The sequence below is a fragment of the Prevotella multiformis genome (assembly GCF_018127985.1).
GTDB classification, from domain to species: Bacteria; Bacteroidota; Bacteroidia; order Bacteroidales; family Bacteroidaceae; genus Prevotella; species Prevotella multiformis.
Map to the genome: position 1 here is coordinate 812,839 of NZ_CP072358.1, position 12,747 is coordinate 825,585.

At 60.8% G+C, this 12,747-nt stretch carries 7 protein-coding genes; all 7 read left to right on the plus strand.

The features are described 5' to 3' along the window. Positions 1–81: 81 nt before the first annotated feature. Positions 82–1,428: a sialate O-acetylesterase gene (locus J4864_RS09545; RefSeq protein WP_211815410.1), complete on the plus strand. Its 1,347-nt coding sequence runs from the start codon at positions 82–84 to the stop codon at positions 1,426–1,428. Between the two features lie 181 nt (positions 1,429–1,609). Continuing rightward, entirely contained in the window at positions 1,610–5,770 is a 4,161-nt protein-coding gene (locus J4864_RS09550; protein WP_211814706.1) for an acetylxylan esterase, read from the plus strand. Between the two features lie 688 nt (positions 5,771–6,458). Next, a complete protein-coding gene (locus J4864_RS09555) occupies positions 6,459–8,186 on the plus strand; it encodes a GH25 family lysozyme (RefSeq protein ID WP_211814707.1) in 1,728 nt (575 codons plus the stop codon). A gap of 266 nt (positions 8,187–8,452) precedes the next feature. Continuing rightward, positions 8,453–9,160 (plus strand): glycoside hydrolase family 25 protein, encoded by a 708-nt coding sequence (locus J4864_RS09560; protein ID WP_007367057.1) that lies wholly within the window; start codon positions 8,453–8,455, stop codon positions 9,158–9,160. 58 nt (positions 9,161–9,218) lie between these two features. Next, positions 9,219–10,571, plus strand: a complete 1,353-nt coding sequence (locus tag J4864_RS09565; RefSeq protein ID WP_211814708.1) for a zinc ribbon domain-containing protein — start codon at positions 9,219–9,221, stop codon at positions 10,569–10,571. Between the two features lie 419 nt (positions 10,572–10,990). Beyond that, positions 10,991–11,200 (plus strand): hypothetical protein, encoded by a 210-nt coding sequence (locus J4864_RS09570; RefSeq protein ID WP_211815433.1) that lies wholly within the window; start codon positions 10,991–10,993, stop codon positions 11,198–11,200. A 116-nt stretch (positions 11,201–11,316) separates the two neighbouring features. Then, positions 11,317–12,420 (plus strand): Mrp/NBP35 family ATP-binding protein, encoded by a 1,104-nt coding sequence (locus tag J4864_RS09575; RefSeq protein ID WP_211814709.1) that lies wholly within the window; start codon positions 11,317–11,319, stop codon positions 12,418–12,420. Positions 12,421–12,747 lie beyond the last annotated feature (327 nt).

A 12,747-nucleotide genomic window follows, 5' to 3' on the forward strand; every position in this document is an offset into this window, starting at 1 on the left:
TTTCTCACGCTCCTTTCCGTCCTGCTCGCCGGCCTCACGGCAGCGGCGAAGGTACGGCTGCCGCACATCCTCGGCGACAACATGGTGCTGCAGCAGCAGACCGACGTGCGGCTGTGGGGATGGGCGAAGCCCGGGGCACGCATCAGCGTGAAGCCCTCCTGGAGCGGGGCACGCCGTACCGTCGCCGGCAGGGACGGACGGTGGAGCCTCCGTGTCCGCACACCCGAGGGCGGCTACACGCCGCTCAGCATCACCTTCAGCGACGGCGAACCGCTGACGCTGCACGGCATCCTCGCCGGAGAGGTGTGGGTATGCGCCGGACAGAGCAACATGGAAATGCCCCTGCAGGGATTCCACGAGTGTCCGGTCGAGGGCTATCAGGAGGCCGTCGCCGGCGCGGGGCGCATCCGGGGGATGCGGTACGTGAAGATTCCGGCGGTGATGCGTGCCGTACCGCAGGACGACGCCGACTGCCGATGGGAGACGGTAAACGCCAACACAGCCAACGACTGCAGCGCGGTGGGCTTCTTCTTCGCCCGACGTCTACAGGAGATGACCGACCTGCCCGTAGGCCTCATCCTCGCCGACAAAGGCGGCACGAGGGTGGAGAGCTGGCTCGACGAGGACAACCTGCGGCGGTACACCGACGAGCCTGTCGACTCAGCCGCCATCGCCGCCCGCTATCCCACGGAATGGCTGCGCCCCCTGCTCTGGGGCAACGGCACCTTCCACCCCGTCCTCCCGTACACCGTGCGGGGCATTCTCTTCTACCAGGGATGCAGCAACGTAGGCCTCCGCCCGGAGACCTACGCCGACCGCCTGACACGGCTCATCGCACAGTGGCGAAGCGGATTCGGCATCCCCGACCTCCCGTTCTACTTCGTCGAGATCGCACCCTACAGCTACGGCAACGCCCTCGGGACGGAGGCCGCCGTCATACGGATGCAGCAGCAGCGGGTGGCGCAGACCGTCGCCAACACCGTGCTCATCGGGACGAACGACCTGGTCGGGCCCGGCGAGGCCGAACAGATACACCCCTGCCGGAAACGGCAGGTCGGCGAGCGGCTCGCCATGACGGCGGCGGCGCGCGACTACGGCTTCGGCAGGGTTTTCTACCGCTGTCCGGCCTTCGGACGCATGGAGGTGTGCGGCGACAGCTGTCTCGTACATCTCAAGGACACCTACAACGGCATCGCCGCAGCCGCCTCCTACGAGGGCTTCGAGATGGCAGGAGCCGACAGGGTCTATCATCCTGCCCGTGCCCGGTACGCAGGCGGCGGCACGTTCGTCCTGACGTCGCCGGCGGTCGTGCGGCCCGTCAGCGTCCGCTACTGCTTCCGCAACTTCCTTCCGGGCACGGTGAAGAACCAGGCCGGGCTGCCCCTGCTGCCCTTCACGACCGAAGAAGACTTCCTCCGCCGGCCGTGAGGATGCCCGTCACCGGCGGTGCCGACACGCATCACCGCTGGTGACGGCACTCCGCACCGGCGATGCAGACGGGCTCTGCAGCTGTTGGAAGCCAGGAGGAAACAGTCTCCGCCAGCCGTTTCCCCCTGACGGTCTGCCGGTTTCCGGACTACAACGACTTAAACAAAAAAACAACAAAAAAATGAAGAAGTATTTTCTATTTTTCCTTTTTCTATTGCTGTCCATGACCATGAGGGCAGCCACGGTGGACGTGAAGTCCAATCTGTGGAGCGGCGTCCAGGCCATGGATGCCGGATGGAGCAACTGGATATCTGTTCCGGCCTCTGCCTTCTCGGCCGCCGAAACCGGCAACGTCATCTCGGTGCATGTCTCGGCCATCTCCGCCGGTTCTACACTTGTCATGCTCAATACCGGCACATGGAAACCCATGCCCGGAGCCGAAGAGGGAAAGGCGGTTGCAGATGCACCCTGTGAAATGCGATGGGAAGTGACGGATGCCATGCTGGCCGAACTCAAGGCACACGGCCTGATTGTAAAAGGAGTGAGCTATACCGCTACAAGCGTGGACCTGATACGGAAGGTGCAGACGAGCGACGAGGTGAAAGGCAATCCTGTAACAACCGTCTGGACCGGGAGGAAGGTCATCGACTGGTCGGGTGCGCTGCCCGACGGCTGGCTGAAGCTGGACAGGACGCTCTTCGAGGAGGTCAAGGTGGGCGACAGGCTGCGGTTCAACTATGCCGGTCTGGCGATAGGTGCGACTGCGAGAATCTCTACCGGAGACTGGAAGGAGATGCCGGACGGAGCAGGCTACAGACAGCTGTCTTCCAGCTGCTTCGAATATGCCGTGACGGCCGGAATGCTTGCCAGGCTGAAGGCCGGCGGCTGCATCGTGTCGGGCATCGGATTCACCCTGACAGGGGTAGAGGTCATCGACCCGAAGCAGATTCCCGCACTCGTCTGCCAGGTGGACAGGCGCGACATCAGGTGCTGGGAGAAAGGCGAAGCCCCCGTCATCCATGTCGGCATCCAGAGCCTGGAGAGCAGACCGCAGGACGTGACGGTGGAAGTGCTGCTCCGCACCGACGGTTACGAAGACCTCCGCACCGAGCGCAGACAGGTCACGGTGGATGCGGGCAAGACACAGGACGTAGCCGTCAGCCTGGGAGAACTTGCACCCGGATTCTATCATGCGGTGGTGAGGGCCAACTACGGCGAGCTGGCCGACTTCAACATCGGTTACGACCCGACCGGCATCGTGTCGGCTCCTGATGCGCAGCCCGACTTCATGGCGTTCTGGGACAAGGCGAAGGCAGACCTCGCCAAGGTGGCGCCTGCCTACAAGCTGACCAGGATTGCCGAGAAGTCTACCGCCAGCCGGAACGTGTACCTCGTGGAGATGCAGTCGGTGGACGACGGCGACGGAAAGCCGGTCACCATCCGGGGCTACTATGCAGAGCCGGTGGCGGAAGGCACCTATCCCGTCCTCATCACCCAGAACGGATACGACAGCGATGCCAAGATTCCCGCCCTCGACTTCTGTCCCGCCGGCGGTCAGAACAGCGGCTGGATAGAGCTGAACCTCTCGGTACGCGGACAAGTGATCAACAACCGGGGCGAGAATGTCAACAGATACGGCGACTGGTTCGCTTATCATTTCGGCGACAAGGACACCTACTATTACCGGGGAGCTTACATGGACGTGGTCCGCGGCATCGACTTCATCGCCTCCCGCAGGAAAGCCCGGCAGGACGCCATCTTCATGATGGGCGGCAGCCAGGGGGGAGCCTTCACAATTGCCGGAGCAGCACTCGACCGCCGCATCAAGGCCATCGCGCCGTCCATCCAGTTCATGGGCGATTTTCCCGACTACTTCAAGGTGGGGGCATGGCCGGCATCGGTGGCACGGAAACAGCAGAAGGCTCTCGGGATGAGCGATGAGGATATGTACAGGTTCCTCTCCTACTTCGACACGAAGAACCTGGCTCCTTACATCACCTGCCCGGTCAAGACGGCCATGGGACTGCAGGACCCCATCTGCCCGCCCCATACCAACTTCGCCCCTTACAACAACCTGAAGGTGGCCGACAGACAGTACGTGGTGAACGCCGAATGCAGGCACGAGACCCCTTCCGCCTGGTACGGCGACTGTCTGGAGTTCTTCAAAGCGCATCTGACGGACAATACCGAGTATGCGGAAGTCGGTCTGGATATCTGGAAGGGCAACCTCTCCGTAGACGACTGGAACACGTACCGGCAGATAGCACCGGGCAGGTTCGCACCGGTACGTACGGGCGACGAACTCCGGATCACGATACCGGCGCTGAAAGGAAAGTCCCACCTGCTGATGCTCCAGAACGGCGACTGGAAGACGCTGGCGGGGCTGGAAGACAAATACGTCTTGACGGAAGCTCCCTGCACCTTCAGGACGACCGTCACAGCGGACATGCTGGCGGAACTGCAGGCAAAGGGACTGATTGTGAAAGGCACCGGCTACGTCCTCTCCCGCGTCAGCATCCTGCACAGAGTGCCCAAAGGAAACTCCGGAAACAAGGGGAACGCCCTGACGAACCTGTGGACAGGCTGCGAGCCGATAAGCTGGAGCGGCGCGCACAAGAACAGCGTGTGGCTGGAACCTGCCGACATTCAGACGAAATGGGCCGGAGTCAAGCCCGGACACCGGCTCCGCATGAGCTGCTCGGGGCTGGGCATCGGGACGGCGCAGGGCAAGATCCTTGCCAATTACACGGAACTCCCGGGACTGGCGACGGCACGGTTTTCCGACGGAGGCTACTTCGAATACACGCTGACCGGCGAATGGATCGCACGCATCAGGAAAGAAGGACTGCGCGTCACGGGCACCGGCTTCACGCTGACCGCCGTCGACCTGATCGACCCTGACAGAGAATACAGCCTTGTCGCACAGTGCGACGACGAGGACATCAAGGCATGGGAACCCCATGAGACCCCCAAGCTCGGCATGACGATAACCAATCTGGAGACAGTCCCGGTGAAGGTGCCCTACAAGGTCACGCTGACGAAGGATATGGTGGACAAGGACACGCAGACGCACAGCGTCTACAAGACCTATGTGCAGGAGGTGACCCTCGGGGCCGGAGAGACCCGCCACGTAGACCAGCCGTTCGACGGTCTGGACGAACCGGGGTTCTACAGGATGACGGCAAGTGTGGACAACAACACCGTCTGCTCCTACAACATCGGTTATGCTCCGAGACGCGTCCCCGTGAAGGCCACCGCACCGGCCGATTTCTGGGACTACTGGAAGGAAGGACTGCAGGAACTGGCAGCGACGGCACCCGACATCCGTATGGAGGAACTGCCCGGGAAAAGCTCGGCCGCCCGGAAGGTCTATCTCGTGACCATGAAGTCGGTGCCGGACAGCAGAGGCGGCCGCCCGGTGACCCTCCGCGGCTATTATGCAGAGCCTGTCGGCGAAGGCAGGTTCCCGGCCATCATCCACTATCAGGGAACTGACGGCGGAACCGGTACGCCATGGTGCATGAATGCGGACGACAACCCCGGCTGCTGCGAGTTCGTCCTTTCCACCCGCGGGCAGATGCTCAACAACCGTGAACCGAACCTGGCAGACAATGTCTACGGACGTGACAAGACGACCGGAAAGACCGATTACTACTCCTTCGGCTGGGGCGACAAGGAACGGCACTATTACCGCGGCGCCTACCTCGACTGTGTGAGAGCCGTCGATTTCATGAAGTCGCATGCCAAAGCAGACACCTGCAACCTCTATGCCGCAGGGGGCAGTCAGGGAGGCTGCTTCACCTATGTGGCCGAAGGACTTACCGGAGCGTTCAGGGCGATAGCCCCCTCCATCACCGGCCATGCCGACTTCGAGGAAGGGATGAGAATCGTCAACTGGCCCCGTGCCAACTTCCTGGCCGCCAAGGAGAAGCTGGGAATGACGGACGATGAGATGAATACCTTCAATGCCTACTTCGATGTCATGAACTTCGCTTCCCGCGTCACCTGCCCGGTCATCTCCTGTTTCAGCCTGCAGGACACGACGGATCCGGTCCGCACCAACCTGGCGCCGTTCAACCTGCTGGACAAAGTGAAGGAGGACGACAAGGTGTACATCATCAACCCGTTCCTGGGACACGCCACGCCTGCCGGATGGGGGAAACGGTACATGGAGTTCTTCGAGAAACATCATTCTGACAGGACACCCGCCGCCATCCGGCAGACGACTTCCTCCACGGGTGGCGACACGTGTGCCGTCTGCTTCGACATGACCGGCAGGCGGGTGTCTGTCCCTGGCCGCGGGCTTTACATCACGGGAGGCAGGAAACTCGTGATGAGATAAGCCCTCCCTATCGCTGCTGCGGGCAGACCGCCCATGCAGCGGCATCCCCTCACGCCTCCATCCATGCGGCGGCATCCAACGGAAAAGAGGGTGTGTCAAAAGGCAAATACCATTTTGATCATCTTACAGTTTGAAACGATTCATTGAAAATGACCATTTCTGTACTCGATTCTGAGTAAAGAAATGGTCTTTTCTTTGCTTTTAGGAAAACCTGCTTGTAGTTTGAAAGTTGTCAATTTGTCAATTTGCATTTTGACACGCCCCTTTTCCGTCCCGTCCAGGCCTCGACAGCATCCCGTCCCGGGCGGAGTACAGAAAGCCGCAGGGGAATCCGGGAAGAGAAAATCCATCATGCAGATGTAAAACTTCAGGTCACGGCTCTGTCCATTTCAAAGCAGCCCTGAAGATTCCGCGTTAGGCTTTTGTTTATATGGGCATTGTCAACTCGCGGCAGACTCCTGCCCATCAGTCGGACGGCAGATGCCGCACAAAAGGCAAAAATCCATCAAAGGTATTTCTCAGGACCTGTCGATACAGGAATCCGGGACAAGACGGACAAAAAAACTGAAGTCCAATGGAATGAAAATAATCCGTATCTTTCCTCTGAAGAAAAAAACTTTCTTTGTCCGATGGGCTGATAAATCACAGTCTTTGTGTAATTTTGCAGTGTTTTTAAAAAATTAGACAGATGTCTCAACTGCGCCTTGGCAGGCGGCTCGCATACATAGGAGGCGGCATGACGGCCGTTCTCCTATTTGCCTGTCTCATCATCCGTAGTCTTCCTCCCTCGCAGCGGGAGGTGGAAGAGAGTGCCGTGTCTGTCGCCCAGACCTCGTACTACGTGCTGGAGGCGGACGGAAAGACGGCGGCCTGCTTCGCCGACTATGCCGATTCGGTCTTCACGGGCGGGACGGTCGGCCGGGACTCCATCCCTGCCCGGCGCATCGTGCAGCGCGGCTACTGGGTGAACCGGCTGCCTGTCGTCCCCTCCTGCTTCGGCCGGATCGTCATCCGCTGGAACTGCCGTCCCGACCCGGTCGTCAACCTCAGGGACGCCGCTCTGCGCCGGGTGCTCTTCCGCACGCTGGTCAGGATGGACACGGAGCTGGGCGGGCTGCAGACCGTGCGCAACGAGACGGGCTATTACCTCCGCGTACACAGCGTGCAGGACTACGGGTACAACAGAATCGCCGGCTATCATGCGGAGGTCGTGCGCCGGATGGACTCGCTCCGCAGCGTGCTGAAGACGGTACACGACCTGTCCGCCTCGCCTGTCCGCCTCCGTGTCCGGCAGGTGAACCGTTATTCCATCGCCTCCGGTCCGGGGGAGCGTACCGTCTGCAACCGCCTGAGAATCTACAAGGAACGCGGTGCCGTGCTCTTGCAGACGGCAGACGGCATGACACCATTCCGTGTCACGACCCGCCTGCAGTCCGGCAAGGCGATGGACGAGCTGGAGAAATACCGCCGGAAGCATCCTGCCGTGGCGGCGGGGCCGCAGCCCAAGGGCATCCGCGTGGCCGGCGGCCGCTATGACGGTGAGGTGCGGAAAGGGCTTCCTGACGGCTACGGACGGTTCTACGGCGATGACGGCGGCTTCTACGACGGCCACTGGAAGGGCGGCCGCCGTGACGGATTCGGGATCTATGTCGCCCCGCATGAGTATCTGCAGGTGGGCGAGTGGAAGGAAGACGTGTTCAAGGGCGAACGCCTCACGTACAATGCGGACCGCATCTACGGAATCGACCTCTCGAAGCACCAGCACGAGCAGCGCGGCCGGTACTATCACATCTATTGGAACCGGATCCGCATCACGCACCTCGGCACGCTGAGCAGCAAGACCGTCAGGGGCCGGGTGGACTATCCCGTCTCGTTCGCCTATGTGAAGTCGACGGAGGGCTGTACGGTGCGCAACGCCTATTATCTCACCGACTATGCCGAGGCGCGGCGGCACGGCATCCGCACGGGGACCTACCACTTCTTCTCCACCACGTCGCCCGGCGGGGCGCAGGCCGGCCATTTCCTGCAATGCAGCCGTTTCGGCAAGGGCGACCTCCCGCCGGTGCTGGACGTGGAGCCGAGCGACGCACAGATTGCCAGGATGGGCGGTGCGGCGGCGATGTTCCGCAGCATCCGTGCATGGATGACGCATGTGCGGCGGCGCACGGGCCGCCGGCCCATCCTGTATGTCAGTCAGATGTTCGCCGACAATTACCTGCCGCTGGCACCCGACCTCGTCGACAACTACCTCGTCTGGATAGCCCGCTACGGCGAATACAAACCCGACATCAAGCTGGCTTACTGGCAGCTGAGCCCTGACGGGAAGGTGCGGGGCATCCACGGCGACGTGGACATCAACGTCTTCAACGGCTACCGCAACCAGTACGAGGATTTCCTGAAGCGGCACTGCTTCTGACCCGTGCCGGCATCCGCCGTCCTGTCCATTTCCCGTCTGTCATTGCCGGCTCTGCCGGCCTGTCCGGGCGTGGGGCGGGGCAGAGCCTCTGCCAAAGGGAATTTATCGGATCTGCCGGACTTCCAAGGCAGAAGGGCAGTGCCCCCTTCTGTCCGCTCCCTCCCCCTTCCGTCCTGGAGATTCTGAGGATTCGGGCTGCCTTAAGAAAAACTAAATTATATCCTTTTCAATCCGCCGTCTCAACTTAAAATGTTACCTTTGCATTTATGGAATTGAAAAAACTATTGTTCTTTATCCTCTGCATATTCTCCTTCACAGGACTCCGGGCACAATACAACATCCAATGCGAAGACACCTGCAGCCACATCCACGGACTCGACATGAGCCATTACCAGGGTGACGTATGGTGGGAGACGGTGGCCGAAAACAGCAACCACAAGCTCAACTATGTCTACCTGAAGGCGACAGAAGGCGGTTCGCGCACCGACCAGCGTTACCTTGACAACATCGAGGCGGCGCAGCGCTACGGCATGAATGTAGGGTCCTATCACTTCTACCGGCCTGCCGTCCCGCAGGAAGAGCAGCTGCGCAACTTCCGTATGCAGTGCCGCCCGCAGGACCAGGACCTCATCCCGATGGTCGACATCGAGACGACGGGTGGCCTGGGACGCGAGGCGCTGCGCGACAGCCTGCAGCGGTTCCTCGTCCTCATGACGAGAGAGTACGGCGTGCGGCCGCTGGTGTACACCTACACCAATTTCTACGACCGCTACCTCAGCGGTGCGCTGGACGGCTACAAGCTGTTCATCGCACAGTACAACGGGCGCGAACCGGTGCTGCAGGACGGCAGGGACATCTTCGCCTGGCAGTACACCGGAAAGGGACGCATCAACGGCGTGAACGGCTACGTGGACAAGTCGAGGCTGATGGGAAAGCACAGCATGAGGGAGATACGCTACCGACGGCGGAGATAGTCTGCGTGGAGAGAGACTGCGACAATTGACAACACAACTATAATCTTACATTACGTAAATGATCATCAAATGCCCTGAATGTGGCCATCAAGTGAGCGACAAGGCACCTGTCTGTCCGAGCTGCGGCGTGGAGATCGCCGGACACATCGTCAGATGTTCCCACTGCGGCGAACTCTACCTCAAGGAGGAACCGTCGTGCCCGAACTGTCACCATACGGAGACGGAGAATCCGTCTGCCGGAAAGAGAGGCGGGACGGACGGGACGAAGGAGGCTGGACCGATTGTCGTCCTGCCTATGGAAGAACATCCGGCGGCCGGGAAAGAGACTGTCCGTACCGGCGCACAGAAGCCGGCCGGCGAAAGGAAAGAGGCTGCGCGCGATACTGTGCGTACCCCGTCCGCGGATGCCGATGAAGCGACGGTAGACGCCGATTTCCTCATGGAGGACGATGCCGATGAGGATGTGATCGCTGCCGCTGAGGCGGTGCAGGAAGCGGACGAAGCCGGTGCGGAGAAGCCGGCGCAGAAGCACGGCCATGTATCGCTGGCGGTGTCGCTGCTCATTGCGGCCATCACGGCCGCCGTCCTGCTGTTTCTGTACAACCAGGGAGCCGGGGTGAGCCGGGCGAACGGCGAGCAGGAGGCCTATGCGCTGGCGCTCTCCAGCGACGAACCGACCGTCCTTCAGAACTATCTCTCCGAGCATCCCGCTGCTCCGAAGACCCACCGGGACAGCGTCTCCGCCCGGCTGAAGAGGCTGGTGGCAGCCGACCGCAGCCTGCAGACTGCCGACAGGGAGCTGGCAGCCGCCATGTCGGGCAATTCGACGGAAGAACTGAAGCGGTTTCTTGCGAAATATCCCGCCTCGAAGCACCGCAAGGAGATAGAGGCGCGGATCGACGAGATGGACTGGGCGCAGGCGGCGGCGAAGGACGACGAGAACGCCTACCTCGGATACAAGGCGCAGCATGCGGACGGCATACACAGCAGGGAGGCGGATGAGAAGCTGAAGCGGCTTCTGGTACATACCGTCTCAGATGACGAGAAGTCGTCTGCCCTCGGGGCTGTCCGGCAGCTGCTGCAGGGTATGAACAGCAAGAGCAGCGACAAGATAGCAGGCGCCGTCGCACCCTCGCTGAGTTTTCTCGGTGCAGGCGGTGCAACGGCGAAGGACATCCGCCGCTACATGACCGACAGGCTCTATCAGGCTGATGTCAAGACCATCAACTGGCGCCTCGGATCGCCTGCCGAGATTACCAAGGACAGCAACGACGAGGGGGCGGAGCTCCGCCTGAAAGTGCCTGCAACGCTCGACATTGAGCGTAAAGGCGGCAGGTCCAGACGGAGCTATGTCATTTCGGCCGTTGTCAAGGGCGGAAGAATCACAAGCGTGAACTGGAACCAGATATAAACCGGCGGGACTTCAAGGAAGCTGCACACCGACAGGATTCATGACCGGATCCTCTCGGTGTGTTTCTTTTTACAGGGGGCTGTTCTGCGGGCGGTCTGCCTCTGCGGTTTATCCGTCCCCGGTCTCCCGGTGTGTTTACGGAGGCCTGCTCCCTGGAAGAGGATGCTGTTCAGCCGTCTTTCTCATGTGTCTGCAGATGACCGCCCCCGTCGCCCGGAAAGACGGTCCGTCCTTTCAGCGGGAAGTGCAGTCCCGGACGTTGGCCTGCTGCGTCCTATGCTCCACGCACCGGCAGTGCCTCTGTCATGGGTTCTTGCCTCCCTCTCTGCCTCTATGGGGTATTTCATCAAAGTCATCAACGCACGAGACAGACCTCATCGCTCCAAATCCCTGAAGTCCCTGATTTCTCCCGATAAAATTTGCATCATTGTAAATTTGTTGCTATCTTCGCAGACAGGAAGTCCGTGCAGGAAGCCGGTAACCGATGTGGGCGGCCTGCAGAAGGGCATGCTGCGGGATGGGCCGAGGCGATGTCCGAGATTGTCAAGCGGATGCGGGAACTGGGAACACCGACCGACATCACCGTCCCGGCCACAGGCCTTGCACCGGAAGAGACAGCCCGTCTGTAATCATCCCGTCATCACCTGTCCTTCCATCCCCGGCTTCCCGGAAACTTCATCCCCCGGCACCCCGTCAGACATTCCTCTCCGTCGGAGGGGGGACTCTCTAAGACATCAAGAAAACAATGACACTATATCCAAAACTCATCACAGAAGCCCTGGAGAAAGTAATCTACCCGGGCACAAAGAAGAACATCATCGAGAGTGAGATGCTGGCCGACACTCCCAGCATCAACGGCAACAAGGTGCGCATCACGCTCATCTTCCCGCGTGAGACCGACCCGTTCCTCAAGTCCACCGTCAAGGCGGCCGAGGCGCAGATCCACTACTCCGTGGGCAAGGACGTGGAGGTACACATCACCACCGAGTTCCGCAATGCGCCGCGGCCGGAGGTGGGCAAGCTCCTCCCGGAGGTGAAGAACATCATCGCCGTCAGCTCCGGCAAGGGCGGCGTAGGCAAGAGCACCGTCTCCGCCAACCTCGCCATCGCCCTGGCACGGCTGGGCTACAAGGTGGGACTGCTCGACACCGACATCTTCGGACCGAGCATGCCCAAGATGTTCGGCGTGGAGGACGAACGGCCGTACGGCATACGGAAGGACGGCCGCCAGCTCATCGAACCGATCGAGAAATACGGCGTGAAGCTCCTCTCCATCGGATTCTTCGTCAATCCCGACACCGCCACGCTCTGGCGCGGCGGCATGGCGACGGCGGCACTGAAACAGCTCATCGCCGATGCCGACTGGGGCGAACTCGACTACTTCATCCTCGACACGCCGCCGGGGACGAGCGACATCCACCTCACCCTCATGCAGACGCTCGCCATCACGGGAGCCGTCATCGTATCGACACCGCAGAACGTCGCCCTGGCCGATGCGCGCAAAGGCATCGACATGTACCGCAACGACAAGGTGAACATCCCCATCCTCGGGCTGGTGGAGAACATGGCCTGGTTCACGCCGGCCGAACTCCCTGAAAACAAATACTACATCTTCGGCAAGGACGGCGGCAAGAACCTCGCCAGGGAACTCGACTGCCCGCTGCTGGCACAGATTCCGATCGTGCAGAGCATCTGCGAGAACGGCGACAACGGGACGCCGGCTGCCGCGCAGGTGGACACTGCGACGGGACGGGCTTTCCTCAGTCTGGCACAGTCGGTCGTGACGGTGGTGAACCGCCGCAACAAAGAGCAGGCCCCGACGAAGATCGTCAATGTGAAGAACGAATGATCCGTTGTCTCCGGAAATCCGGCAGACCTGCCTGAGACCGGTTCTGAGAAAGCACAAAGAACCGGCAATCGCCCTCAGCGGCAGACCGACGTGAGGTGTCTTTGCATATTCCTTATGACATCCGTTAATCGAGAGCCTTGTCAGTACTCATCGTCAGAGGCTGGCAGGGCTCTTTTTCCATGGAATCGGGACAGGGGCAGTTTCGTTTTGGCGGTATGGCGGCATGAAGCCTTCCGGAAGGTCGCTGTCCGGCAGGAACTTGGAGGTCATGGACTTCCCTGCGCAGCGTGGATGCTTTTCGTATAGCCTTGACGGATGAACCAAGGT